This window comes from Streptomyces sp. AK02-01A, assembly GCF_033795305.1.
In the GTDB taxonomy this organism is placed as follows: Bacteria; Actinomycetota; Actinomycetes; order Streptomycetales; family Streptomycetaceae; genus Streptomyces.
Window position 1 is genome coordinate 193,877 of record NZ_JARBAE010000008.1, and the last position, 24,806, is coordinate 218,682.

23 protein-coding genes are annotated in these 24,806 nt (G+C 71.1%); 15 read left to right on the forward strand and 8 right to left on the reverse strand.

Going from position 1 to position 24,806, the window contains the following annotated elements; genetic code table 11:
• Window positions 1-210: 210 nt before the first annotated feature.
• Window positions 211-1,182, reverse strand: a complete 972-nt coding sequence (locus PV679_RS11595) for a hypothetical protein (protein WP_319680032.1) — start codon at window positions 1,180-1,182, stop codon at window positions 211-213.
• A gap of 106 nt (window positions 1,183-1,288) precedes the next feature.
• Between PV679_RS11595 and PV679_RS11600 the strand changes: the two genes are divergently transcribed.
• The 4 genes from PV679_RS11600 (at window position 1,289) to glmM (ending at window position 5,775) form a co-directional block, all read left to right on the forward strand.
• On the forward strand, window positions 1,289-2,908 hold the full coding sequence (locus tag PV679_RS11600) for an ABC-F family ATP-binding cassette domain-containing protein (protein ID WP_319680033.1): 1,620 nt from the start codon (window positions 1,289-1,291) through the stop codon (window positions 2,906-2,908).
• A 287-nt stretch (window positions 2,909-3,195) separates the two neighbouring features.
• Window positions 3,196-3,639, forward strand: coding sequence for a 50S ribosomal protein L13 (gene rplM, locus PV679_RS11605; RefSeq protein WP_319680034.1), 444 nt, complete (start codon window positions 3,196-3,198; stop codon window positions 3,637-3,639).
• Window positions 3,640-3,681: 42 nt separating this feature from the next.
• Window positions 3,682-4,200: a 30S ribosomal protein S9 gene (gene rpsI, locus PV679_RS11610; protein ID WP_319680035.1), complete on the forward strand. Its 519-nt coding sequence runs from the start codon at window positions 3,682-3,684 to the stop codon at window positions 4,198-4,200.
• A 192-nt stretch (window positions 4,201-4,392) separates the two neighbouring features.
• Window positions 4,393-5,775: a phosphoglucosamine mutase gene (gene glmM, locus PV679_RS11615; protein ID WP_319680036.1), complete on the forward strand. Its 1,383-nt coding sequence runs from the start codon at window positions 4,393-4,395 to the stop codon at window positions 5,773-5,775.
• Between the two features lie 49 nt (window positions 5,776-5,824).
• Here glmM and coaA read toward each other — a convergent pair whose 3' ends face one another.
• The 4 genes from coaA to PV679_RS11635 all read right to left on the reverse strand — a co-directional run bounded on the left by coaA (window position 5,825) and on the right by PV679_RS11635 (window position 11,756).
• A complete protein-coding gene (gene coaA, locus PV679_RS11620; protein ID WP_319680037.1) occupies window positions 5,825-6,820 on the reverse strand; it encodes a type I pantothenate kinase in 996 nt (331 codons plus the stop codon).
• 117 nt (window positions 6,821-6,937) lie between these two features.
• On the reverse strand, window positions 6,938-8,692 hold the full coding sequence (locus PV679_RS11625) for an insulinase family protein (protein WP_319680038.1): 1,755 nt from the start codon (window positions 8,690-8,692) through the stop codon (window positions 6,938-6,940).
• Window positions 8,693-8,696: 4 nt separating this feature from the next.
• Window positions 8,697-9,644 (reverse strand): hypothetical protein, encoded by a 948-nt coding sequence (locus PV679_RS11630; protein WP_319680039.1) that lies wholly within the window; start codon window positions 9,642-9,644, stop codon window positions 8,697-8,699.
• A 198-nt stretch (window positions 9,645-9,842) separates the two neighbouring features.
• Window positions 9,843-11,756 carry a hypothetical protein gene (locus PV679_RS11635; protein WP_319680040.1) on the reverse strand — a complete coding sequence of 638 codons (1,914 nt, stop codon included), beginning with the start codon at window positions 11,754-11,756 and terminating at the stop codon, window positions 9,843-9,845.
• Window positions 11,757-11,905: 149 nt separating this feature from the next.
• Here PV679_RS11635 and glmS point away from each other — a divergent pair, with 149 nt between their 5' ends.
• From glmS to PV679_RS36175, 7 genes are all read left to right on the forward strand, one after another.
• Complete coding sequence (gene glmS / locus PV679_RS11640) at window positions 11,906-13,753, forward strand: glutamine--fructose-6-phosphate transaminase (isomerizing) (RefSeq protein ID WP_319680041.1); 1,848 nt, start codon at window positions 11,906-11,908, stop codon at window positions 13,751-13,753.
• 13 nt (window positions 13,754-13,766) lie between these two features.
• Entirely contained in the window at window positions 13,767-14,135 is a 369-nt protein-coding gene (locus PV679_RS11645; protein WP_319680042.1) for a holo-ACP synthase, read from the forward strand.
• Window positions 14,136-14,139: 4 nt separating this feature from the next.
• Window positions 14,140-15,570: an NAD(P)H-hydrate dehydratase gene (locus PV679_RS11650; RefSeq protein ID WP_319680043.1), complete on the forward strand. Its 1,431-nt coding sequence runs from the start codon at window positions 14,140-14,142 to the stop codon at window positions 15,568-15,570.
• A 77-nt stretch (window positions 15,571-15,647) separates the two neighbouring features.
• A complete protein-coding gene (alr, locus tag PV679_RS11655) occupies window positions 15,648-16,832 on the forward strand; it encodes an alanine racemase (RefSeq protein WP_319680066.1) in 1,185 nt (394 codons plus the stop codon).
• 160 nt (window positions 16,833-16,992) lie between these two features.
• Window positions 16,993-18,234 carry an alpha/beta hydrolase gene (locus tag PV679_RS11660; protein ID WP_319680067.1) on the forward strand — a complete coding sequence of 414 codons (1,242 nt, stop codon included), beginning with the start codon at window positions 16,993-16,995 and terminating at the stop codon, window positions 18,232-18,234.
• On the forward strand, window positions 18,206-18,766 hold the full coding sequence (tsaE, locus tag PV679_RS11665; RefSeq protein ID WP_319680044.1) for a tRNA (adenosine(37)-N6)-threonylcarbamoyltransferase complex ATPase subunit type 1 TsaE: 561 nt from the start codon (window positions 18,206-18,208) through the stop codon (window positions 18,764-18,766). Before PV679_RS11660 ends, tsaE begins: the two co-directional genes overlap by 29 nt.
• A gap of 213 nt (window positions 18,767-18,979) precedes the next feature.
• Window positions 18,980-19,114: a hypothetical protein gene (locus PV679_RS36175; RefSeq protein ID WP_416069694.1), complete on the forward strand. Its 135-nt coding sequence runs from the start codon at window positions 18,980-18,982 to the stop codon at window positions 19,112-19,114.
• 6 nt (window positions 19,115-19,120) lie between these two features.
• On the opposite strand, the gene PV679_RS11675 is transcribed toward PV679_RS36175, so the two are convergent.
• Window positions 19,121-19,675: a hypothetical protein gene (locus PV679_RS11675; protein ID WP_416069695.1), complete on the reverse strand. Its 555-nt coding sequence runs from the start codon at window positions 19,673-19,675 to the stop codon at window positions 19,121-19,123.
• Window positions 19,676-19,778: 103 nt separating this feature from the next.
• On the opposite strand from PV679_RS11675, the gene tsaB reads away from it, so the two are divergent.
• Genes tsaB through PV679_RS11695 form a run of 4 tightly spaced genes read left to right on the forward strand, consistent with a single transcriptional unit; the run spans window position 19,779 to window position 22,330 of the window.
• Window positions 19,779-20,432 (forward strand): tRNA (adenosine(37)-N6)-threonylcarbamoyltransferase complex dimerization subunit type 1 TsaB, encoded by a 654-nt coding sequence (gene tsaB, locus PV679_RS11680; RefSeq protein ID WP_319680046.1) that lies wholly within the window; start codon window positions 19,779-19,781, stop codon window positions 20,430-20,432.
• Between the two features lie 23 nt (window positions 20,433-20,455).
• Entirely contained in the window at window positions 20,456-20,959 is a 504-nt protein-coding gene (gene rimI, locus PV679_RS11685) for a ribosomal protein S18-alanine N-acetyltransferase (RefSeq protein ID WP_319680069.1), read from the forward strand.
• Entirely contained in the window at window positions 20,952-22,079 is a 1,128-nt protein-coding gene (tsaD, locus tag PV679_RS11690) for a tRNA (adenosine(37)-N6)-threonylcarbamoyltransferase complex transferase subunit TsaD (protein ID WP_319680047.1), read from the forward strand. Before rimI ends, tsaD begins: the two co-directional genes overlap by 8 nt.
• Entirely contained in the window at window positions 22,076-22,330 is a 255-nt protein-coding gene (locus PV679_RS11695; RefSeq protein WP_319680048.1) for a hypothetical protein, read from the forward strand. Before tsaD ends, PV679_RS11695 begins: the two co-directional genes overlap by 4 nt.
• A 62-nt stretch (window positions 22,331-22,392) precedes the next feature.
• On the opposite strand, the gene PV679_RS11700 is transcribed toward PV679_RS11695, so the two are convergent.
• Both PV679_RS11700 and PV679_RS11705 read right to left on the reverse strand, forming a co-directional pair.
• Entirely contained in the window at window positions 22,393-22,515 is a 123-nt protein-coding gene (locus PV679_RS11700) for a hypothetical protein (RefSeq protein ID WP_319680049.1), read from the reverse strand.
• A 592-nt stretch (window positions 22,516-23,107) separates the two neighbouring features.
• Entirely contained in the window at window positions 23,108-24,568 is a 1,461-nt protein-coding gene (locus PV679_RS11705) for an aldehyde dehydrogenase family protein (protein WP_319680050.1), read from the reverse strand.
• Window positions 24,569-24,806 lie beyond the last annotated feature (238 nt).

The window sequence follows — 24,806 nt, forward strand, 5'->3', positions numbered from 1 at the left end:
CGGCGTTGTCGGAGTCATCCGAGTACGTCCAGTACACGGATGATCCTCCGCCTTGGGACCGCACGCACCAGACGTCGCGGGCCCCGCCCTCCGGGCGGACGGCGCCATGTGTCAGACACGTCCCAGCGGTCCCGCCTTCGCCCTGGATGATCACTTACTGCGAACATCCGGTGGTGTGCGGTGGTTACGGGTGGCGAGGGCGGCGCGACCCTACTGGCCGACCGGCGCGGCGGCCGCCGCCGAGGCCTGGAGCCGGCCGCGCCGGTGGATCTGGCGGAAGGTGAATTCCGCGATGTCGTCACCTGTGGTGAAGACGTCCTTGTCGGCCGTGGTGACGTCCTTGCCGCTGGTGAAGCCGCCGACCGTGAAGTAGACGTACCGGCCGTACGAGTTGACGGTCTTGCGGCAGACCGAGGGAGCCCGGCAGAAGGTCGTGACACCGGCGCCGGAGAGCGACGCGATACCGCTCTCCCGCTGGTTCACCTCGTTCTTGGCCTTCAGCGCCTGCGCCTCCTCGCCGAAGACGGCGACGCCTATGGTCACGGCGACTCCGTCCTTGGCGTAGGTGGCGCGGATGACCCGGTCGCAGCTGTTGGAGGCGAGCACGGAGCCGAGGGAGCCCTGGGTCGCCGCGGCGCAGTTGGTGGTGCTGCTCGTGGCGCCCTTCTCGTAGACGCGGTCGCCCATCGTCAGCTTCCTGCCGGGGAAGAGGGTGTCGGCGCTCAGCGGCGCCTTGTCCTTGTCCGCGCTGGAGATGAAGTCCTTGGGGCTCGGCGCGGGCAGCGGTGCGACCGAGGAGAAGGACGGCTCGGGCGCGGCGCTCTCGCTCGGCGTCCCGGAGCCGGCCACGGCCGGCTCGCTCGTGTTCTTGTCGGAGGCGCGGTCCTCGCCGCCGCCGTTCATGGAGACGACGGCGGTCGCCACGATCGCGGCGACCACGGCGGTCGCGAGCACTCCGCCGCCGATCAGCAGCCAGCGCCGGCGGCGGGTGCGCGCGGCGGAGGCGTCGGCCAGCGCGGCCCAGTCCGGTGTGTCGGGTGCGTACGGATCCCGTGACGAGTTCGGTGCGCCGTACGGGTCCTGTGTGCCGTACGGGTCCTGAGATCCGCGCTGGGATCCGTACGGGTCCTGTCCCGGAGAACCGGGGCCACCCCATGGGGGTCCCCCTTGCCCAAAGCTCATGGCGCGCAGTTTAGACCGGACGGCGCAAGGGAGTTGTGCGCGGGAGACGGCGAACGGAAGGTAAAAGGATTGGGCTCCTGGGCCGCCTGCACCGACAATGCGGGGCATGGGACATCTAGAGGCCGCGCACCTGGAGTACTACCTCCCCGACGGACGGGTGCTGCTCGGCGACGCCTCTTTCCGGGTGGGCGAAGGCGCGGTCGTCGCGCTGGTGGGAGCCAATGGCGCGGGCAAGACCACGCTGCTGCGGCTGATCGCCGGAGAGCTGCAGCCGCACGGCGGCACGGTGACGGTCAGCGGCGGCCTCGGCGTGATGGCGCAGTTCGTGGGATCGGTGCGCGACGAGCGTACGGTCCGTGACCTGCTGGTCTCGGTGGCGCAGCCGCGTATCCGGCAGGCGGCGGCCGCCGTCGACGACGCCGAGCACGGGATCATGACCGTCGACGACGAGGCCGCGCAGATGCGGTACGCGCAGGCGCTGAGCGACTGGGCGGAGGCGCGCGGTTACGAGGCCGAGACGGTCTGGGACATGTGCACCACGGCGGCGCTCGGTGTGCCGTACGACAAGGCGCAGTGGCGCGAGCTGCGCACGCTCAGCGGCGGCGAGCAGAAGCGGCTGGTGCTGGAGGCGCTGCTGCGCGGGCCCGACGAGGTGCTGCTGCTGGACGAGCCGGACAACTATCTGGACGTGCCGGGCAAGCGGTGGCTGGAGGAGCGGCTGAAGGAGACCCGTAAGACGGTCCTCTTCGTCTCGCACGACCGGGAGCTGCTGGCGAGGGCGGCCGAGAAGATCGTGAGTGTGGAGCCGAGTCCGGCCGGTTCCGACGTATGGGTGCACGGCGGCGGATTCAGTACGTATCACGCGGCGCGCAAGGAGCGCTTCGCGCGCTTCGAGGAGCTGAAGCGGCGCTGGGACGAGGAGCACGCCCGGCTGAAGGCGCTGGTGCACCGGCTGCGGCAGCAGGCGGCGATCAGCCCCGACATGGCCTCCCGCTACCGGGCGATGCAGACGCGCTTCAAGAAGTTCGAGGACGCGGGGCCGCCGCCGGAGCCGCCGCGTGAGCAGGAGATCACCATGCGGCTGCGCGGCGGGCGTACCGGTGTGCGGGCCGTGACCTGCGAGAACCTGGAACTGACCGGTCTGATGAAGCCGTTCTCGCTGGAGATCTACTACGGCGAGCGGGTGGCCGTCCTCGGGTCGAACGGCTCCGGCAAGTCGCACTTCCTGCGGCTGCTGGCCGGAGAGGACGTCCGGCACGAGGGGAAGTGGAAGCTGGGCGCGCGGGTCGTGCCGGGCCACTTCGCGCAGACGCACGCCCATCCCGAGCTGCTCGGACGCTCTCTCGTCGACATTCTGTGGACGGAGCACGCCAAGGACCGGGGCGGTGCGATGAGTGTGCTGCGCCGCTATGAGCTGGAGCGCCAGGGCGACCAGCCCTTCGAGAAGCTGTCCGGCGGCCAGCAGGCGCGTTTCCAGATTCTGCTGCTGGAGCTGCGCGGCACCACGGCGCTGCTGCTGGACGAGCCGACGGACAACCTGGACCTGGAGTCGGCGGAGGCGCTCCAGGAGGGGCTGGAGGCGTACGAGGGCACGGTGCTGGCGGTCACCCACGACCGCTGGTTCGCGCGCTCCTTCGACCGGTATCTGGTGTTCGGTTCGGACGGCGTCGTCCGGGAGACGCCGGAGCCGGTGTGGGACGAGCGGCGCGTGGTGCGCGCGCGTTAGGGTCTTCCGTCCGGACCGGGACAGTTCCGCGGGCCGGAGGCGTTTTGACCCAGGTGGGGGAGCCCGGGTATTCTGCTGGTTCGTTATGCGTATTGGCTTGTTCATTCTCACGTGATGGGCCCTTACGCCGGTCCACCGGGCCGATGACCAGCGGCAGACAACGGGTTGCGTCCCCGTATGTCAGCCAGGGCTGTCGTGATCGTCCGGGTGGCCTTGTCAGGACCCGTCCTCCAGGCCCTTCGCGGGCTGGAGGAGACCCCATTACTGAAGAAGCGAAGGCTACGACCGTGCGTACGTACAGCCCCAAGCCCGGCGATGTGACGCGTCAGTGGCACGTCATCGACGCGCAGGACATTGTCCTGGGCCGTCTCGCGACCACCGCCGCCAACCTTCTGCGCGGTAAGCACAAGCCGATCTACGCGCCCCACGTCGACACTGGTGACTTCGTCATCATCATCAACGCGGACAAGGTGCACCTGTCCGGCAACAAGCGCACGCAGAAGATGGCGTACCGCCACTCCGGCTACCCGGGTGGTCTGCGTTCCGTCCGCTATGACGAGCTGCTGGCCAAGAACCCCGAGAAGGCCGTCGAGAAGGCCATCAAGGGCATGATTCCCAAGAACACCCTGGGCCGCCAGATGCTCTCGAAGCTGAAGATCTACGCGGGCGACCAGCACCCGCACGCTGCTCAGCAGCCGGTCCCGTTCGAGATCACCCAGGTCGCGCAGTAATTCCGGCCACCCCCTAAGACGAAAAGAAATCTGAGGAGCATCGTGGCCGAGACCACTGTTGAGACCCCCGTCGAGGGCGAAGAGACCTTCGCCGAGGTGACGACTTTCGAGTCCGAGACCCCTGTCGAGGGCGAGTACACCTCCGAGTCCCTGGCGTCCCGCTTCGGCGACCCGCAGCCGGCCGCCGGCCTGGGCCGTCGCAAGAACGCCATCGCCCGCGTCCGGATCGTCCCGGGCACCGGCAAGTGGAAGATCAACGGTCGCACCCTTGAGGACTACTTCCCCAACAAGGTGCACCAGCAGGAAGTCAACGAGCCCTTCAAGGTGCTCGAACTCGACAACCGCTACGACGTCATCGCCCGTATCTCGGGTGGCGGCGTCTCCGGCCAGGCCGGCGCGCTGCGCCTCGGTGTGGCCCGTGCGCTGAACGAGGCGGACGTGGACAACAACCGCGCCCCGCTGAAGAAGGCCGGCTTCCTGAGCCGCGACGACCGCGCCGTCGAGCGTAAGAAGGCCGGTCTGAAGAAGGCCCGTAAGGCCCCGCAGTACAGCAAGCGCTAATCGCTCGCTGGCCGGTACAGGCTTTACGCCTCTACTGCAAATGAACGCCCCGGCGGCACTCCGTGCTGCCGGGGCGTTCGTTTTATGGTCCTGATTAGGCGTATAACAGCATCAGACGCTCAAGGGTTTGGATTTTCGGCACATTTTCCGTTCGGGGCGGATTAGGCTCCGGGCGTTTTCGGAGGGAGAGCTGTGGGACGACTCTTCGGCACGGACGGCGTGCGCGGTGTCGCCAACGCTGATCTGACGGCGGAGCTGGCGCTCGGTCTGTCGGTCGCGGCGGCGCATGTGCTCGCCGAGGTGGGGACGTTCGAGGGGCATCGGCCCACGGCTGTGGTCGGACGCGATCCCCGTGCGTCCGGCGAGTTCCTGGAGGCCGCGGTGGTCGCGGGCCTGGCGAGCGCGGGCGTGGACGTCCTGCGCGTCGGGGTGCTGCCCACCCCGGCCGTGGCCTATCTGACCGGCGCGCTGGGCGCCGATCTCGGCGTGATGCTCTCCGCGAGCCACAACGCCATGCCCGACAACGGCATCAAGTTCTTCGCGCGCGGTGGCCACAAGCTCGCCGATGAGCTGGAGGACCGGATCGAGGCCGCGTATCTGGAGACCGCCTTCCCGGAGAGCGCGGCGCACCGCGGCGGCACTCCGTGGGAGCGGCCGACCGGCGCGGGCGTGGGCCGGGTCCGGGTGTACGACGAGGGATTCGACCAGTACGTGGCGCATCTCATCGGAGTGCTGCCGAACCGGCTCGACGGGCTCAAGGTCGTTCTCGACGAGGCGCACGGCGCGGCGGCCAGGGTCTCGCCCGAGGCCTTCGCGCGGGCCGGCGCCGAGGTGATCACGATCGGCGCGGAGCCGGACGGCCTCAACATCAACGACGGCTGCGGCTCCACCCATCTCGACCTGCTGATGGCCGCGGTCGTCGAGCACGGCGCCGACCTGGGCATCGCGCACGACGGCGACGCGGACCGCTGCCTCGCCGTGGACGCGGCGGGCAACGATGTCGACGGCGACCAGATCCTCGCCGTGCTGGCCCTCGCGATGCGCGAGGCGGGCACGCTGCGCGGCAACGCGGTGGTCGGGACGGTCATGTCCAATCTCGGCTTCAAGATCGCGATGGAGCGCGAGGGCATCCATCTCGTCGAGACCGCGGTCGGCGACCGATACGTACTGGAGTCGATGAAGGAGCACGGCTACGCGCTCGGCGGCGAGCAGTCGGGCCATGTCATCGTCCTCGACCACGCGACGACCGGCGACGGCACACTGACCGGACTGATGCTGGCGGCCCGGGTCGCGGCCACCGGCCGTACCCTGGCCGATCTCGCGGGTGTCATGGAGCGGCTGCCCCAGGTGCTGGTCAATGTGCCCGATGTCGACCGGTCGCGGGTGAACACCTCGGCGGAGCTGGCGGCGGCGGTCGCCGAGTCCGAACGCGACCTCGGCGCCACGGGCCGGGTCCTGCTCCGGCCGTCCGGCACGGAGCCGGTGGTACGGGTCATGGTCGAGGCGGCCGACATCGAACAGGCGAGAGCGGTCGCGGGCCGGCTGGCGGACGCCGTGAAATCGGCGCTGGGCTGACCGGACGGAGTTCTGAGCTCGCCCGGAGCGGATTCCGGGCGAGCCGGTCTCAGAGTTTGCGCAATGACAGCCGCTGGACCTTGTGGTCCGGGCCCTTGCGCAGGACCAGTGTCGCGCGGCCCCGGGTCGGCGCCACATTCTCCAGCAGATTCGGCTTGTTGATGGTCCGCCACATGGTCCTGGCGTAATCCAGGGCCTCCTCCTCGGAGACCCGCGTGTACTTCGTGAAATACGAGAACGGATTCTGGAAGGCCGTCTCGCGCAGCTTGCGGAACCGGTTGAGATACCAGCTCTCGATGTCCTCGGCGCGCGCGTCGACGTACACGCTGAAGTCGAAGTAGTCGGCGAGCCCGACCCGCGTCCTGCCGTCCTTTCCGGGCAGCGCGGGCTGGAGGACATTGAGTCCCTCGACGATCAGGATGTCCGGCCGCCGTACGGTGAGCAGTTCGCCGGGCACGATGTCGTAGATGAGATGCGAGTAGACGGGCGCGGTCACCTCGTCCTTGCCCGCCTTGATGTCGGCGACGAACCGGGTCAGGGCCCGCCGGTCGTACGACTCGGGGAAGCCCTTGCGGGCCGTCAGCCCACGGGCCGTCAGCTCCTTCATCGGCAGCAGAAAGCCGTCGGTGGTGACGAGTTCCACCCGCGGATGCTCGGGCCAGCGCGCCAGCAGCGCCTGCAACAGCCGGGCGACGGTGGACTTTCCGACGGCGACGCTGCCGGCGACTCCTATGACGAAGGGCGTACCGCGCTGCGCTCCATGGCCGTTGCCCGCGTCGCCGAGGAAGGTGTTGAGCGCGCCGCGCAGCCCGGCCGTGGCCTGGACATAGAGATTGAGCAGCCGGGACAGCGGCAGATAGACGTCCCGTACCTCGTCGAGGTCGATGACATCACCGAGCCCGCGCAGCCGCTCGACCTCCTCGGCGGTCAGCGGCAGCGGCGTCTTGTCACGGAGCGCGCTCCACTCGGCCCGGCTGAGGTCGACGTACGGCGTCGGGCCGTGCTCGCCCCGGCGCGGGGCACTCTGTGTCGGCGAAGTGATCACGCAGCCATTGTCGTGGGTGCGGGAGCGCCGTGGATGGTGTGGTCGGTCACGTGCCGCGCCGAAATCCCTGGGCCGCCGGACGGACCCCGGACAGGGCCCAGGGACAACGGACGGATGTCACGCGCGGTTCGACCTGCCCGTGCGCAGCGCTCTGAGCAGCAGCAGCGGGATGCCGGTCAGCAGCCAGAGCAAGGCGATGGCGACGCCGCTCGGCTGCGGTTCGTCCAGCTCCAGCGAGGTCGCCACGGCGGCGAGCAGGGCCCACAGCGCCGCCGCGATGCCGCACAGCCAGATGCCGATCGTCCACGGGAGGAGACGGGCCGAGCCCTTCGTGCGGCCCGCGCCGTTCTTGCCGGCGGCGCCGCTCTCCGGCACGCGCGGCTGCGGGATGTGCTCGCGGGCCGGCATACGGACCACGGCGGAGGCCGGTACCGCCGCGTCGATCGCCGCGATCCGGTCCGGCCCGAGCAGCGCGAAGAGCGTGGGCTCCACGGCTATCTGGAATCCGTCGAGACCGGTGAGGCGGCGGCCGCCGTCCGGGAAGGCGATCATCGCGACGCACTCGTCGTAGCGGACGGTGATGGGGCCGCCGGGTGTGTCGTAGGTGATGCCTTCGCGGGCCACGATCAGCACGCTGCGCGGATTCTCGTGCGCCTTGTGCCGGGTGCCCGTGAGCCGGGAGCTCTCCGGAGAGAACTGCGGGGCCTCGGCGAAGCCCGCCCAGTCGGCGCCGCGGCCGGGCACCTGGAGCAGCGCGGTGGAGCGCAGTTCGCGGGCGACGTCGCGCAGATCGTCGAGAGTGACCGCGGCGAGCTCGGCCTTGTGCTCCTCGATGTCCTGGTTGTCGTGGCCGGTCAGCAGGTTCAAGGCGTACGACGGCAGGCGGGCCGCCTCCAGATCGGGAGTGTCGAACGCCTTCAGCACCTTGCCGCGGGCCGAGTCGAGTTCGGACTGCTCGATCCGGCCGGCCCGGAGCCGGGCGAGGACATCGACGAAGCCGCCGACGACGGCGTCCTGCTTCTGCGGCAGCGCGTCGGCGAAGGCGGTGATGGTGGCGAACTCGCTGTCGCGCGGGCTGTAGTGGCCGGCGGTGGCGTACGAGTAGCCGCCCTTCTGGCGCAGATCCGTGTGGAGGGCCCGGCCCAGCACCTCGGCGAACAGAGAGGCCGCGACGGACCTGCGGACGACGGCGTCCAGGACGACGATTCCGTCGTCTCCCTGGATGAAGGCGGGAGTCGTGGGCAGCGCGGAGGTGGCGGCGGGCAGCGGGCGGCGCTCACCGGCCGGCAGATCGAGGCGCAGGCCCTCGGGCACGGTGTCGCCGGTGATCCACAGGACGGCGTTGTCGCGGGTGAAGTGGGTGGTGGCCCAGTCGCGTACGGCGTCGGCGGTCAGATGCCAGGTGCCGAGCTCGGTGCAGTTGGCCAGTCCATAGCCCTGGGCACCGTAACGCCAGAGCGGCAGAAGGTGGTTGGGGCCCTGGCTCCGGCCCGCGGCCTCGGTGCGCAGGATCTCCCGCTCGGTCTCCAGCCGCTCCAGCGGCAGGTCCCGCAGCGCGTCGCAGACACCGTTGAGATAGCCGACGATCTCCTCGGCGGTGCCGGTGGCGTGGAAGACGGTGTACGTGGCGGCGGTGGCGCCGTTGTAGTGCAGGTCGGACACGCCGTGCCGGTGCAGCGCGAGATGTTCGACGAGGTGGGTGATGCCGGAGGTGGCGAGGGTCTCGTCGGCGACGCCCACCCGGAAGACCAGGCCGGCGGTGACCGGTCCGCTGCCCGCGGCGAGGACGGTACGGATGCCCTGGACCTCGGTCTCGCGGATCGCGGAGGCCGCGGCGGGCCCGGGGACGGTGGCGGTGATTTCCTGGGACATCGGGTCAGCCCTTCGCCAGTGCGGATTCGCGGTGCTTGAGGTACGCGGCTTCCTTGTCACCGAGGTAACTCCAGGGCGAGGAGGCGGCGTTGTTTCCGAGGGCCCGGAAGTGCGGTGCGGCCTCGGCGTGATGACCGCCGAGGGAGAGCGCCGCCGCGAAGTAGCCGTGGGAGCTGATCGCGTAGTGGCCGCCGCGGAAATCCGGATGGAGCACGGACACGGCAGCCGCGGCCAGCAGTTCGTCCCGTACCGCCGGGTCCTTCAGATAGCGGTCGTCCGCGCCGCTGTCGAGCTCCAGCCAGTGCTCGATATGGGCCTGGGCGACGAGCGCGCCGGTGTGGCTCCCGGGCGGAGCGGCGGCGGTGCGCTCGCGGGCGAAGCCGTGCAGGGCCTCCCAGCTCCCGCTCCACTTGGGACAGAGCTGCTGAAGGAGCTGGCTCTGCGCCGCGTAGTGGTGCGGGTGGGTCTCGGAGAGCCGGTCGTAGCGGCGGCGCGCCTCGCTCTGTCCGAGCTCCAGGCCGCGCGCGCTGAGGATGCGCGCGTTCCAGGCCAGGGCGTATCCCGGGTGTTCGGCGCAGACCTCGATCAGTAGCTGCTCGGCCCGCCGCAGCCAGGTGTGGAACTGCCGGAACTGATCGCGTGACACATGCTGCGCGCGGGACGAGCTCCGGATTCGCCAGCCGATGACGACATAGCGGTCGGCGAGCAGCGTCCTGGGCAGCGGCGCCGTCGGCAGCTCGGCCACGACCCGCTCCAGAAACCTTTCCGAGCCGTCCAGTTCGGAGACGAGGGAGGAGGCGTAGGCGCGGTCGTCCTCGTCGGTGAGGGAGTCGAAGAACGCCCCGGTCGCCTGCCAGTCGCCGGCCTGGACGGCGGTACGCAGTGCGGTGAGCGCCGGCATGGAGACATATGGGTCGAACTGCGGGCGTGCCAGGGGCTCGGATCGAAGCATGACGTCCTCGGGGCAGACATGACCGGCGGGTGCCGGTGCGAGTGAGCGAGGGGGCTCGGCGGTGGCGCGAGCGCTCGCGATGCCCCCGGAAAACGCGTCCACGCGATGTGTGCGTGAAGTGAAGACGCAGGCTAGCAGCACGGACTGACAGTGGTGCGAGGAGTTTTGCGCCGGCGGCGGCCGGCCGGGGCCGCGCCGTCAGGACGGCGTCCGGCGGCGCTGGCGCCAGGCGCGGGTCAGCCGGGTCGTCAGCCAGAGCGTGGCGACGGTGGTGAGAACGGCGCGGAGCCGGCCGACCTCCGGCGACCACCACGCGTAGGCCGTCACCGGGACGAAGACCAGCAGGGTCAGCAGGCGGACGGTCCACCAGCGGCGCGGACGGGGAAGGACCGGCGGGGGAGGCGTCGGGCGGACCGGACCGGCGGAGAGGGTGTCCCTGATTCCGGCGAACAGGCCCCGCCGGGCGAGGACCTGCGCGCCCGGCAGCGCGCTGAGGATCTCGTCGTGTTCGCCGAAGCCCGGCGGGATCGGCGGCAGGCCGAGGGCCGCGGCCAGCGCCGTCTGGCGTCGGCCCGGGGCGTCCGAGCCGCGCAGCAGGCTGGTCAGCGGCCGTGCGTCGGCGATGCCGTAGACCGCGGCGAGCACACCGGCGGTGGCGGCGGCCGTCGCGTGGTCGGGCACCGGGGCCGCCGGGTCCCATTCGTGGTCGGCGAGCTTCCTGCCCTTGTACAGCAGGGTGAAGCCGTGCCGGTCCGCGGTTCTGCGCAGGACGAGCGCGGGCCAGCGCTCGCCGGTGGTGAAGCTGTCGGCCGCGGCGGCGAGCCGCTCCTCGCCGAGGAGGGTGGCGCGCCGGCCCGGTGAGGCGTCGGCGGCCAGTTCGACATACGAGGCGCTGCCGGGAGCCGGAGCGATCCGCAGCGGGACTCCGCACAACAGGGCGGCGTCCGCGACCTTGTGGGGCGGCGCCTTGATCAGGGCCAGGGAGCGGGGTGTGTGCTGCGCCTGGAGGGCCGCGCGGTGTCCGGCCGGGAGCCGGGCCGTGGTCCGTACGCCGCTGGTCCCGGCGTCGGTGGCCGGCGGTCCGGGCGTCGAGAAGAACGGGATACGCGACGCCACCCGCATCCGGACGCCCGTACGGAACTCCAGGAACTCCTGCCGCGCGTCACCGAAGTACGTCCACGGGAACTCGGTCGCTCCCACTCCCACGGCGCGGAACTGCTCCAGCGCCTCGTCGTACCGGCCGGCGAGAATCAGCATCAGCGCGAGATGGTTGCGTACCTCCGCCATCTCCGGATCGCCGGGAGCGTACGCGGCGGACAGCTCCAGGGCGCGGCCGACCGCCGCGTCGATCCTGCTGCGGGCGATCGGACCGGCCGCCGCGGCGTCCGCCACCACGTCGTACTCGACGGCCGCGAGCAGCGGCAGGGCGCGCAGTTTCGAACCGGGCAGAGCGCTCCGCGCCGACCGTTCCGCGAAGTCGAACATCTCCTCGTGCGAGCCGTACCACTTGTGGCACAGATACTGGAGCGCCGACGCGTGACAGCCGTAGTGGTGCGGGGCGCGGGCGGTGGCCTCCGCCCAGTACGCGTCGAAGACCTCGCGCGGCGCCTGACTGCCCTTCGCGTGCGCCAGCGCCACCTGCCACGGCACCGGATCGGCCGGATTCAGCTCGGCCGCCGCTCCGATCACCGGCACCGCGTCGTCCAGCAGCGCGAAGAACGCCTGGAACTGATCCTTCGGCACATCCTCCGCGCGCGCTCCGGTGCGTATCTCCCAGGCCTGACGCACACACAGATCCGCCTTGACCAGCATCGCGTCAGGATCGTCCGGGTGCCGCGCCAGCCAGCCGTCCAGCCAGCCGGGGCTGTGCAGCGCGCTCTCGGCGAGACGGGGCACCCAGCTTCCGCGGCGCTCCCACTCGGCGCCCAGCCGGGTGGCGGCGAGCAGTTCCCTGGCCGGTCCGTGATCGCCCGCGGACGCCGCGGTGAGCGCCGCGCGCAGCTCCGGAGCGGGCGGATCGAGGACCACGGCCGTGTCGGGCGGCAGGTCGGCGCCGACGGCCGCGCCGTGGCGCAGCATCCGGGGCAGCGTGATCAACATACGGAAGGTCACGAGGCCCTATTGAATGCGGTCGGCGGTGGCCGCCACCAGAGGCTTTGGATGACGAATTCGACAATCGGTACGACCGTCGACGTGATGCGCGATCCGACCGGAGGCTCCGGTTACAGGGAGTGCGGGTCTGTGCGCCGTAGGCTGCCGATATGTGTGGAATTGTGGGTTACGTCGGCGGACAGTCGGCACTGGATGTGGTCATCGCAGGTCTCAAGCGGCTTGAGTACCGGGGTTACGACTCCGCCGGAGTGGCGGTACTCGCCGACGGCGGGCTGGCCGCGGCGAAGAAGGCGGGCAAGCTCGTCAATCTGGAGAAAGCGCTGGTGGAACGGCCGTTGCCGAGCGGCACCACCGGTATCGGGCACACCAGGTGGGCCACGCACGGCGGGCCGACCGACGCCAACGCCCATCCTCATCTCGACAACGCGGGCCGCGTCGCCGTCGTGCACAACGGCATCATCGAGAACTTCGCGGTGCTGCGTGCCGAACTGGCCGGCCGAGGCCATGACCTGGAGTCGGAGACCGACACCGAGGTCGTGGCGCATCTGCTCGCCGAGGCGTTCTCGGCGTCCGGCGATCTCGCGGAGTCGATGCGGCAGGTGTGCCGGCGGCTGGCGGGCGCCTTCACGCTGGTCGCCGTGCACGCGGACGAACCGGACGTGGTCGTCGGCGCGCGCCGCAACTCGCCGCTCGTGGTCGGTGTCGGCGAGGGCGAGTCCTTTCTCGCTTCGGACGTCTCCGCGTTCATCGCCCATACGCGCTCCGCGATCGAACTGGGCCAGGACCAGGTGGTCGAGCTGCGCCGGGACGGTGTGACCGTCACCGACTTCGACGGCGCACCGGCCGGAGTCCGCTCGTACCACGTGGACTGGGACGCGTCGGCCGCCGAGAAGGGCGGTTACGACTACTTCATGCTCAAGGAGATCGCCGAGCAGCCGAAGGCGGTCGCGGACACGCTCCTCGGACGGATCGACGCGGAGGGCTCGCTGACGCTCGACGAGGTGCGGATCCCCGCGTCGGTGCTGCGCGAGGTCGGCAAGGTCACCATCGTCGCGTGCGGGACGGCCTTCCACGCCGGGCTGATCGCGAAGTACGCCATCGAGCACTGGACCCGGATGCCGTGCGAGGTGGAGCTGGCGAGCGAGTTCCGCTACCGGGACCCGATCCTCGACCCGCGCACCCTGGTGATCGCGATCTCGCAGTCCGGCGAGACCATGGACACGCTGATGGCGTTGCGGCACGCGCGGGAGCAGGGCGCGAAGGTGCTGGCGATCTGCAATACGAACGGCTCGACCATTCCCCGTGAGTCGGACGCCGTCCTCTACACGCACGCCGGTCCGGAGGTGGCCGTCGCCTCGACCAAGGCGTTTCTCACCCAGTTGGTGGCGTGTTATCTGGTCGCGCTGTATCTGGGACAACTGCGCGGCACCAAATGGGGTGACGAGATCCGGGAGGTCGTCAGGGATCTGTCGCGGATCGCCGGTGAGGTGGAGCGGGTGCTGGCGACGATGAAGCCGGTGCGGGAGCTGGCGCGCTCGCTGGTGGACAAGAGGACCGTGCTGTTCCTGGGGCGGCATGTCGGGTATCCGGTGGCCCTGGAGGGCGCGCTCAAGCTCAAGGAGCTGGCGTACATGCACGCCGAGGGTTTCGCGGCGGGTGAGCTGAAGCACGGTCCCATCGCGCTGATCGAGGAGGATCTGCCGGTGGTGGTGGTCGTGCCGTCGCCGCGCGGCCGCTCCGTGCTGCACGACAAGATCGTGTCGAACATCCAGGAGATCCGGGCCAGAGGCGCCCGGACGATCGTGATCGCGGAGGAGGGGGATGATGCGGTGGTGCCGTACGCGGACCATCTCATCCGTATCCCGGCGACACCGACGCTCCTTCAGCCGCTCGTCGCGACGGTGCCGTTGCAGGTGTTCGCGTGCGAGCTGGCGACGGCGCGGGGCAACGAGGTGGACCAGCCGAGGAATCTGGCGAAGTCCGTGACTGTGGAGTGAGGGTGGAGTAAGAGTGATCATCGGGGTGGGGATCGACGTCGCGGCGATCGACCGGTTCGGAGAGGCGCTGAAGCGGACTCCGCATCTGGCCGAACGGCTCTTCCTGGAGCGGGAGTTGCTGCTGCCGAGCGGTGAAAGGCGCGGAGTGGCCTCCTTGGCGGCGAGATTCGCGGCCAAGGAGGCCGTGGCGAAGGCACTGGGCGCGCCCGGCGGGCTGCACTGGACCGACGCCGAGGTGTACGTGGAGAAGACCGGGCAGCCGCGGTTGCGGGTGCGCGGGACGGTGGCGGCGCGGGCGGCGGAACTGGGCGTGCGGAGCTGGCATGTCTCGCTCAGCCACGACGCGGGAGTGGCGTCCGCCGTAGTGATCGCGGAGGGTTGACCGTATGCGTACTGCGTACAGCGTGGAGACGGTGAGGAACGCCGAGCGCGAGCTGATGGCGCGGGTGCCGGAGGGCGCGCTCATGCGGCGTGCGGCCGCCGGTCTCGCGGCGGTCTGCGCGGACCTGCTCAGGCGGGTGTACGGGGCGCGGGTCGTGGTGCTCGCCGGGAGCGGGGACAACGGCGGCGACGCTCTGTACGCCGGGGCCCGCCTCGCGCGCAGAGGCGCCCGCGTCTCGGCCGTGCTGCTCGCGCCCGACCGCACCCATGAGGGCGGTCTCGCGGCGCTGCTGGCAGCGGGCGGGCGGGCCGCCGACGACCCGTTCGCCGTACTGGCCGCCGCCGATCTGGTGCTGGACGGGATCACCGGCATCGGCGGACGCGGCGGGCTGCGGCCGGACGCGGTCCCGGTGGCGCGGGCGGCCCGGGGATCGGACGCGGTGATCGTGGCCGTCGATCTCCCGAGCGGCGTGGAGGCCGACAGCGGAGAGGTGAAGGGAGAGGCGCTGCGCGCGGACGTGACGGTGACGTTCGGCACGTACAAGCCCTGTCTGCTGATCGATCCGGCCCGGGAGTACGCGGGCGCGGTACGGCTCGTGGACATCGGCCTCGGCCCTCATCTGCCGTCCGCGCCCGAGCTGGAGGCCCTTCAGCACGAGGATGTGGCCCGGCTGCTGCCGGTTCCCACGGCCGAGAGCGACAAGTACCGGCGCGGCGTGATCGGCGTCGTGGCCGGATCGGCCCGCTATCCGGGCGCGGCGGTGCTCGCCGTGTCGGGCGCGCTGCGCGGCGGCGCGGGAGCGGTGCGGTATGTGGGGCCGGGCACCGACGCGGTGATCGCACGCTTCCCGGAGACGCTGGTGCACGAGGGCCCGCCGTCGAAGGCGGGCCGGGTCCAGGCCTGGGCCGTCGGGCCCGGTCTGGGCGACGGACCCGGCGTGGCCGACGTACTGGCCTCGGAGGTTCCCGTCCTGGTGGACGCGGACGGCCTGCGGACGCTGGACGCGGCGACGGTCCGGAGCCGCACGGCGCCGACGCTGCTCACTCCGCACGCGGGAGAGGCCGCGGCGCTGCTCGGTGTGCCTCGCGAGCAGGTGGAGTCGGGCCGGCTGGCGGCGGTGCGCCAGCTCGCGGCCCGGTACGGTGCGACGGTGCTGCTGAAGGGGTCGACGACGCTGATCGCCGACCCGGATCCCGCTGTCCCGGTCCGGGTGAACCCCACGGGCACGTCCTGGCTCGCGACAGCGGGCAGCGGCGATGTCCTCTCGGGCCTGTCGGGCGCGCTGCTGGCGGCGGGCCTGGCGCCGCGCGACGCGGCGTCGGTGGCGGCCTATCTCCACGGTCTGGCGGCCCGTCTGGCGTCGGCGGGCGCACCGGTGGCGGCCCATGACGTGGCGCTGGCGCTGCCGGAGGCCTGGCGGAACGTGCTCGGCTGAGCCGGGCCGGAGAGCGCCGTCCGGCGGATGACGCGGGCCCGGGGCGCCGCTCTGAGAGACTGGGCGCGATGACCGGAATGACTCAGACCTCGGCGGCTCTCCGGGCGCGTGCCGAAGTCGATCTCGCTGCCCTGCGGGGCAATGTGCGCGCGCTGCGCTCACGCGTCGGACCCGGCACCGCGCTGATGGGTGTCGTGAAGTCCGACGCGTACGGGCACGGCATGGTGCCCGTCGCCCGTGCCGCCCTCGAAGCCGGCGCCACCTGGCTCGGGACCGCCACACCTCAGGAGGCGCTCGCGCTGCGGGCCGCGGGCATCACCAGCAGGGTGATGTGCTGGCTGTGGACGCCCGGCGACCCGTGGCGGGAGGGCATCGAGGCCGATCTCGACATGTCCGTCAGCGGGATGTGGGCCCTGCGCGAGGTGGTCGCCGCCGCTCGCGAGGCGCACCGTCCGGCCCGTATCCAGCTCAAGGCCGACACCGGCCTCGGCAGAAACGGCTGCCAGCCCGCCGACTGGCCCGCACTCGTCGCCGCGGCCCTCGCCGCGCAGGACGCCGGCGAGGTCACCGTCACCGGCCTGTGGTCGCACTTCGCCTGCGCCGACGAGCCCGGTCATCCGTCCATCGCCGCCCAGCTCGACGTCTTCCACGAGATGCTGGCGTACGCCGAGAAGCAGGGCGTCGAGCCCGAGGTCCGGCACATCGCCAACTCACCGGCCACGCTCACCGTCGCCGAGTCGCACTTCGATCTCGTCCGGACCGGCATCGCCATGTACGGCATCTCGCCCAGCCCCGAGCTGGGCACCCCTCAGGACTTCGGCCTGCGGCCCGTGATGACGCTCTCGGCCTCCGTCGCTCTGGTCAAGCAGGTCCCGGGCGGCCATGGCGTCAGCTACGGCCATCACTACCTCACGGACCGGGAGACGACCCTCGGTCTCATCCCGCTCGGCTACGCCGACGGCATTCCGCGCCATGCCTCGGGCCGGGGGCCCGTCCTGGTCGGCGGCGCCTGGCGGCGGGTGGCCGGAAGGGTGGCGATGGACCAGTTCGTCGTCGACCTCTCCGGCGACACCGTCGAACCGGGCACCACCGCCGTCCTCTTCGGTCCCGGCGATCACGGTGAGCCGACCGTCGAGGACTGGGCCGAGGCCGCGGACACCATCGCCTACGAGATCGTCACCCGCATCGGCGCCCGCGTTCCTCGCGTCCATCTCGGTGAACGGCCCGAAGCCGGCCCGGCCGAAGATCACCAGCCCGGCTGAATAGTCTGACTGAACTGTCCGGGTGACCTCTCCCGGTGTGGCCCGGCCGGATGAAGCCCGCCACGACGGGGAAGAAGAGGCAAGTCAGGACGACGAGGAGCGCACGGTGACCGAGAGCAGCGCGGCGGGGGACGTGGCGGCGTACACGGCGGTCGCCACCATGGCGGCGGCCACGGACACCGCGGGCAACTGGCGCCGGGCGGGCCTCGCCGGCGCGGCGATCGGCGTGATCGCGGCCGGTGCGGCGGCCGGTGTCGCGATCGAGCGGCTGACCGTCGGCCGTGGCATACGCAGGAAGGCGCGCCTCGCGCTCGACGCCTCGGGGCCGTACGGCGCGCTGCGCGGCACTCCCGGTACGGCTCTCGCCGACGACGGCACGGAGCTGTACTACGAGACCGACGAGGCCGACGAGACCGAGAAGGCCGAGAAGACCGACGCGCACGGCGGTACGGCCGGCGCCAAGGCCGCCGGTCCGCGCCGCCGGCGCCTCTTCGGCCGCAGGACTCCGGCGCCCGTCACCGTCGTCTTCAGCCACGGCTACTGCCTCAGCCAGGATTCGTGGCACTTCCAGCGCGCCGCGCTGAAGGGGCTCGTCCGTACCGTCCACTGGGACCAGCGCAGCCACGGCCGCTCCGGCCGGGGCGTCGCCCAGCGCGGTCCCGGCGCTGTCCCGGTCACCATCGACCAGCTCGGCCGTGACCTCAAGGCCGTCATCGACGCCGCCGCGCCCGAGGGCCCGCTCGTCCTGGTCGGTCACTCGATGGGCGGCATGACGATGATGGCCCTCGCCGACCAGTATCCGGAGCTGATACGGGACCGGGTCGTCGGCGTCGCCTTCGTCGGGACATCGAGCGGCAAGCTCGGTGAGGTCAACTACGGGCTCCCGGTCGCGGGCGTGAACGCCGTGCGCCGGGTGCTTCCCGGTGTCCTCAAGGCGCTCGGTTCGCAGGCCGATCTGGTCGAGCGCGGGCGGCGGGCCACCGCGGATCTCTTCGCGGGTCTGATCAAGCGGTACTCCTTCAGCTCGAAGGACGTGGATCCCGCCGTCGTACGGTTCGCCGAGCGGCTCATCGAGGGCACTCCGATCGATGTCGTCGCGGAGTTCTATCCGGCCTTCACCGACCACGACAAGGCACAGGCGCTCACGGTCTTCCTGGAGGTGCCGTCGCTGGTGCTGGCGGGCGAGCGCGATCTGGTGACACCCAGCTCGCACAGCGAGGCCATCGCCGATCTGCTGCCGGACGCGGAGCTGGTGCTCGTACCGGACGCCGGGCATCTCGTGATGCTGGAGCATCCCGAGGCCGTCACGGACCGGCTCGCCGACCTGCTCGCACGCGTGGGCGCGGTGCCGGAAGCGGCTAACGTTGGCACGTATGGAAGCACCGCACAGCCCGGCGGCTGACACCACCGACCCGGCCGGCCTGATGATCACAATCGACTCTCCCGAGCGGATGCGGGAGCTGGGCCGCGGCCTCGCCGCGCTGCTCCGTCCCGGCGACCTGGTGATGCTCACCGGCGAACTCGGCGCGGGCAAGACGACTCTGACGCGCGGTCTCGGCGAGGGCCTCGGGGTCCGTGGCGCCGTCACCTCTCCCACGTTCGTGATCGCACGCGTCCATCCCTCCCTGGTCAACGGTCCCGCGCTGGTGCATGTCGACGCGTACCGGCTGGGCGGAGGACTGGACGAGATGGAGGATCTGGACCTCGATGTCTCGCTGCCGGACTCCGTGGTGGTCGTGGAATGGGGTGACGGCAAGGTCGAGGAGCTGTCGGAGGACCGGCTGCATGTGGTGATCCACCGGACCGTGGGCGCCGCCGCCGCAGATCCGGCCGCTGATCCGGCCTTGGATACGGAAGACGGGCGCCGCACCGTCTCGCTGACCGGGCTCGGCAGCCGGTGGGCCGACGCGGATCTGGGATCACTGACCCGCTGATCCGGCACGTCGTTCCGTGTATTCCGACAAGACGTCGGCAAAATGTTGCGCGTGCCGTGCCGCGCATGGTCACATGGTGAGAGAGACCTGGTTAGGTCTACCTAACCACGCCTGCCCCCGGAGCCCCAGGAGGCATCCATGTCGGCGTCAGAGCGCGAGAAGCGCACCCAGTCATCCGCATTGTCACAGCCGCCGTCGCCTTCATCCCTGTCCATGAGCGATCTGCTGGCGTCCTGCGCGGCCGCCGCGGCCGTGTCCACACCGCCGCGGCCGCCCTCGGCGGTGGCGCTCGCCGAAGCCGCCGGACGCGCCGGAGAGCCCGCGGAGCAGCGGCCCGACGCCGCCTGAGACGTCCTACGGGACGACGACGACCCTGGTGCCGACGGTCGCGAACTTCCACATCGCGTTCCCGTCCACCCGCTTCATCCTGACCCCGCCCGTCTTCAGCGTCGGGTCGGGCTTCGCCATCGTGTTGTCCAGCGCCGCGCTGAATCCGATCGAGACGTTCTCGATGGTCGCGAACCGCACCACGTGCTCGACGCTCACGCCGTCCGAGCCCGCGACCGCTCCGGTCCGTGAGGTCACCGCGTAGGAACCGGGCATCGGGCTGACCGTGCTCGGCATGACCGGGAAGGTCCGTGTCACCTTCTCCCGCTGCCTCGGCTTCTGCTCGACCAGCCACACACGTCGGTCGGCCGGCGCGTAGACGACCCGCTCGCCGGTGCCCGACTTCTCGGGCAGGACCAGCGGGTTCTGCCTCTTCTGCTTGTGCGCGGGAGCGCCGGCGTGCGGTTTCTTGGGCTTCAGGGTGTCCGGAATGTTCGCCGCCGCCTGGTACCCGAGAAAGCCGACCCCGGCGAGCGACGCCGCGGTGAGCCCGGCCACGATTCCCGAGGAGCTCCAGGACACCTTGATCCACCTCTCGTACGTGTGACTCAGTGGTGACGTTAACATCCGGAGAGTGACGGAACCGGTAGCCGTGGCCGGTGCGCGGGAGCCGTAGGCTGTTTGCGTGCTTCTGCTCGCCGTTGATACCGCCACGCCCGCCGTCACCGTCGCTCTCCATGACGGCACCTCCGTCCTGGCCGCGGAGAGTCAGGTCGACGCGCGCCGCCACGGGGAGCTGCTGCTTCCCGCCGTCGACCGTGTCCTCGCCGTCGCCGGGCTCGCACTGGACGCCGTGACGGATGTGGTCGTCGGAGTCGGGCCGGGACCGTACACCGGCCTGCGGGTCGGGCTGGTCACGGCTCTGACCTTCGGCTCCGCGCTGGGAGTGCCGGTGCGCGGACTCTGCACGCTGGACGGCCTGGCCTACGGCGCGGAGGCCGAAGGGCCGTTTGTCGTCGCGACGGACGCGCGCCGCAAGGAGGTCTACTGGGCGCGGTACGCGGATGCCCGCACCCGCCTGACCGAACCGGCCGTCGACCGGCCCGCCGATATCGCCGACCAGGTCGCGGGCCTGCCCGCCGTCGGCGCCGGAGCGCTGCTCTATCCCGGTGTCTTCGCCGACGCCCGCGGACCGGAGCACCAGTCGGCCGCCGCGCTCGCTTCGCTGGCCGCCGAGAGACTCGCCTCCGGCGGGGAGTTCCTGCCGCCGCTGCCTCTCTATCTGCGCCGTCCCGACGCGCAGGTGCCGAAGAACTACAAGGTGGTCACGCCGAAGTGACCGATGTGACCGACGCGACCGATGTGACGGCCTCCGGCGCTGTGCTGCGGGAGATGCGCTGGTGGGACATCGATCCCGTCCTCGCGCTTGAGCACGACCTCTTTCCCGAGGACGCCTGGTCACCGGGGATGTTCTGGTCGGAGCTGGCGCACGCGCGCGGCCCGAGGGCCACGCGCCGCTATGTGGTCGCCGAGATCGACGGCCGGATCGTCGGCTACGCCGGACTCGCGGCCGCCGGCGGCCTCGGCGACGTACAGACCATCGCCGCCGCCCGCGACCAGTGGGGCACCGGCCTCGGCTCCCGGCTCCTCACGGATCTGCTCCAGCACGCCACCGCCTTCGAGTGCGAGGAGGTGCTGCTCGAAGTGCGGGTCGACAACACCCGGGCGCAGAAGCTGTACGAACGTTTCGGCTTCGAGCCCATCGGCTTCCGCCGCGGCTACTACCAGCCGGGCAATGTCGACGCGCTCGTCATGCGCCTGCGCGTACAAGGACTCCACGTACAAGGAACTGGGACCCATGGCTGACGAACCTCTCGTCCTCGGTATCGAGACCTCCTGCGACGAGACGGGTGTCGGCATCGTCCGCGGTACGACGCTGCTCGCCGACGCCGTCGCGTCGAGCGTCGACGAGCACGCGCGCTTCGGAGGTGTCGTGCCGGAGGTCGCCTCGCGCGCGCATCTTGAGGCGATGGTGCCGACGATCGAGCGCGCGCTGAAGGAGGCGGGCGTCTCGGCCCGCGATCTGGACGGGATCTCGGTGACCGCCGGTCCCGGTCTCGCGGGCGCGCTGCTGGTGGGTGTCTCGGCGGCGAAGGCGTACGCGTACGCGCTCGGCAAGCCGCTCTACGGCGTGAACCATCTGGCCTCGCACATCTGCGTCGACCAGCTCGAACACGGTCCGCTGCCGGAGCCGACCATGGCGCTGCTGGTGAGCGGCGGCCACTCCTCGCTGCTACTCGCGCCTGACATCACCAGCGATGTGCGGCCCATGGGAGCGACGATCGACGACGCGGCGGGCGAGGCGTTCGACAAGATCGCGCGAGTGCTTCAGCTCGGTTTTCCCGGCGGCCCGGTGATCGACCGGCTGGCGAGAGAGGGCGACCCGTCCGCCATCGCCTTCCCGCGCGGGCTGACGGGCCCGCGCGACGCGGCCTACGACTTCTCCTTCTCCGGTCTGAAGACCTCGGTGGCCCGCTGGATCGAGGCGAAGCGGAACGCCGGCGAGGAGGTGCCCGTCCGGGATGTCGCGGCCTCCTTCCAGGAAGCGGTCGTCGACGTACTGACCAGGAAGGCGGTCCGCGCCTGCAAGGACGAGGGCGTCGATCATCTGATGATCGGCGGCGGCGTCGCGGCGAACTCCCGGCTGCGCGCGCTCGCGGCCGAACGCTGCGAACGGGCCGGAATCCGGCTGCGCGTCCCGCGCCCGGGACTGTGCACGGACAATGGCGCGATGGTCGCCGCGCTGGGCGCGGAGATGGTCGCGCGCGGACGTGCCGCGTCGGACTGGGACCTGTCGGCGGACTCGTCGCTGCCGGTGACCGAGCCGCATGTGCCGGGGCAAGATCGGATTCACGAGCATGAGCACGGGCATGTTCACGAGCACGATCATCTGCACGAACTGCGGAAGGACAACCTCTACTCATGACCGTGGCGCTGATGTGGGAGGCGAAGGCGGTCCTGGGCCGCGGCGCGGAGCTGCTGGAATGGGCGCGCGCGCAGGAACTGCCGTACGCCCCGGTACGCCGCGAGCTTCTCCGGGCTCCTCAGGACCGTGTGCTGGTCATCACCTGGTGGGACGGTCCCTATGACGCCGATGTCCCCGAACTCCCGGATCCGGCGAGGGACTTGATCGCCCGGCCGGTCCACCGCTGGCGCTTCGAGTCGCTGGAGTCCTGAGCGGATCCCGGTGTGCGCCGGGCGGGCCGGAGACGCTTCCGGCGTGTGGCGCGGCGCTTCGCTCAGTGCTCCAGGAGTACGGAGGTGTCGAGGGCCGGGTAGGGCGCGGGCAACGGCAGCGGGCGGCCCAGCTCCACCTCGACCTTGGTGGCGTAGTGCGCGATGGCGGGGTCTTCGCCGGGCACCGGATCGGAGAGGCGTACGCCCTCCGCTCCTGGCGGTGGACGAGCACGTACATCGGTACGCCCGCGGCGGCGTAGCCGCGGTATTTGGGCCCGGAGTCCGTCTCATGGTTGGTGGAGGTGACCTCACCGGCGAGGGCGAGCAACTCGATCGGATACCAGCCCTTGTGGGCCTTGCGGTAAGCCTCGTTGCTTGGGCGTGTTTCGAAAGTAGCGCCGTCCGCCCCCTGGGGCGGGGCTCGCGGCGTCTGGACCGTGCGATCGCAAGGCGGAGGATCGTTCGCGTACTGGACGTACTGGGATGACTCCGGCAACGCGGCGAGCGTGCGTGCCAGGTGTGGCGAGCCAGGCGGGACTTTCGAAACACGCTCTGGGCCACCGGCTCGGTGATGGAGTCGGCGCTCATCGCTGTCCTCCCTGTCTCTGGCGCCAGGCTACGCCCGTGTCGGGTGCCCCAGCAGGGATGCTCGGGCAACGGCGGACGTTCTGGTGGCACGATGCCGGGGATTCCTCCGAAAGAAGGTCCGGGCGCCAGATGCGGGGCCCCGTGCCGACCGGGCTCGTCGGACGGTCCGGAGGGCCCGCCGGGCGCGCCTCAGTAGGACGGGATCGCCGAATGGACGGTGATCCAGCGGGTGTCCGTGTACGCCTCGATATTGGCGGCCGGTCCGCCGAAGCGCGACGCGTTTCCCGACTCGCCCAGTCCGCCGAACGGCGCGTGCGCGTCGTCGGCGATCGTCTGGTCGTTGATGTGCGCGAGACCGGTGGGGATGGCGGCGGCCATCTCCAGTCCGGCGGTGACATCGGCCGTGAGGATGGAAAGGGCGAGACCGTAGGGGCTGTCGGAGGCGAGTTCGACGGCCTCGTCGGCGGTGCTGAAGCGGGTGACGGAGGCGACGGGACCGAAGACCTCGGCGTCGTAGGCGGGCGCTCCCGGGCCCGTGTCGGCGAGGACGGTGGGCCGGTAGAAGAGGCCCTGGTAGGTGCCGCCGGTGAGCGGTTTCGCTCCCGCCTCCACACTTCCCGTGACCAGCGCGTCGACGCTGTCGCGCTGGTGGGCGTCGATGAGCGGGCCGAGGGCCACGTCCTGCTCCGCCGGGTTGCCCACGGTGAGGCCCGCGGCCTTCTCCGCCAGCATCTGCGCGTAGGTGTCGTACACCGAGTCGTGCACAAGGTGCCGGCCGACCACGATGCAGCCCTGCCCCTGGTGGTAGAACGCGCCGTAGGAGGCCGCGGCGACGGCCCGGTCGAGGTCGGCGTCCGGCATGACGATCAGCGCGGAGTTGCCGCCCAGTTCGAGATGGACGCGGGTGGAGTGGCGCGCGCACAGCTCGGCCACGGCATGCCCGGCCCGCGACGAACCGGTGAAGGAGACGGCCCGTACGGCGGGCTGGACGACCAGCGCCGCGCCGACGTCCGCGCCGCCGGGAAGGACATGCAGCACCCCGGGCGGCAGCCCGGCCTCCTCGAAGACCCGGGCGAGCGCCACGCCACCGGAGACCGGGGTACGGGGATCCGGTTTGAGGACGACGGCGTTGCCGAGCGCCAGCGCCGGGGCCACCGAACGGAAGGCCAGCTTGAGCGGCAGATTGAACGGGGCGATCACGCCGACGACGCCCACCGGAGTCCGGCGGGTCATGCTCAGCGTCGCCCGCTCGCTGGGCAGCACCTCGCCCAGCGGGTGCGACGGCAGCGCGGCGGCCTCCCAACACTCCGCCACCGTGCCGCCCAGCTCTCTCATCGCCTTGCGGCGGACGCTCCCGGCCTCACGCACGAGCCAGGTGCGGACCTCGGCACTGTGCTCCGTCCACAGCTCCGCGGCCCGTCGCAGTACGCCCGCGCGCTCGCTGAACGGCGCGGCGGCCCAGGCGGCCTGGGCCTCGTCCGCCCGGGCGACGGAGCGTGCCACATCGTCCGGCGCGGCCTTCCCGGCCACACCCAGCTCCGCACCGGTGGCGGGCTCAATGACGGGCAGCACACCGCCGCCGCCGTCCCGCCACTCACCGGTGAAGATCTTTTCCTGCCAGCGTCGGTCCCCGACAAGTCCGGTATCCACCCATACGAAGCTACTCCTCGCGGGCGGATGGTGCCCGGGTCGGCCGGATCGGCGGACGGGGGCGCGGCGTCGGCTGTCCGCCCGAAGCTCAAGCCGGGTCCGAGCCGCGCTCGCGGGGCTCCGCATGAACGATTCCGCTTGGGACGTTCACGTCGCTTGAGCCTCGGGGGTCGGGGTTCGAGCCTCTTTTCCAAGGAATGGGTGGGAGGGCAAGACCCGCCCACCCATGCCTTGGAAA

Bases quoted from the DNA above. Each gene is read 5' to 3' on its own strand.
- PV679_RS11595 (WP_319680032.1), bottom strand. From the start codon at position 1,182: ATGAGCTTTGGGCAAGGGGGACCCCCATGGGGTGGCCCCGGTTCTCCG.
- PV679_RS11600 (WP_319680033.1), top strand. From the start codon at position 1,289: ATGGGACATCTAGAGGCCGCGCACCTGGAGTACTACCTCCCCGACGGA.
- PV679_RS11625 (WP_319680038.1), bottom strand. From the start codon at position 8,692: ATGTCCCAGGAAATCACCGCCACCGTCCCCGGGCCCGCCGCGGCCTCC.
- PV679_RS11630 (WP_319680039.1), bottom strand. From the start codon at position 9,644: ATGCTTCGATCCGAGCCCCTGGCACGCCCGCAGTTCGACCCATATGTC.
- glmS (WP_319680041.1), top strand. From the start codon at position 11,906: ATGTGTGGAATTGTGGGTTACGTCGGCGGACAGTCGGCACTGGATGTG.
- PV679_RS11650 (WP_319680043.1), top strand. From the start codon at position 14,140: ATGCGTACTGCGTACAGCGTGGAGACGGTGAGGAACGCCGAGCGCGAG.
- alr (WP_319680066.1), top strand. From the start codon at position 15,648: ATGACTCAGACCTCGGCGGCTCTCCGGGCGCGTGCCGAAGTCGATCTC.
- PV679_RS11660 (WP_319680067.1), top strand. From the start codon at position 16,993: ATGGCGGCGGCCACGGACACCGCGGGCAACTGGCGCCGGGCGGGCCTC.
- tsaE (WP_319680044.1), top strand. From the start codon at position 18,206: ATGGAAGCACCGCACAGCCCGGCGGCTGACACCACCGACCCGGCCGGC.
- PV679_RS36175 (WP_416069694.1), top strand. From the start codon at position 18,980: ATGAGCGATCTGCTGGCGTCCTGCGCGGCCGCCGCGGCCGTGTCCACA.
- tsaD (WP_319680047.1), top strand. From the start codon at position 20,952: ATGGCTGACGAACCTCTCGTCCTCGGTATCGAGACCTCCTGCGACGAG.
- PV679_RS11695 (WP_319680048.1), top strand. From the start codon at position 22,076: ATGACCGTGGCGCTGATGTGGGAGGCGAAGGCGGTCCTGGGCCGCGGC.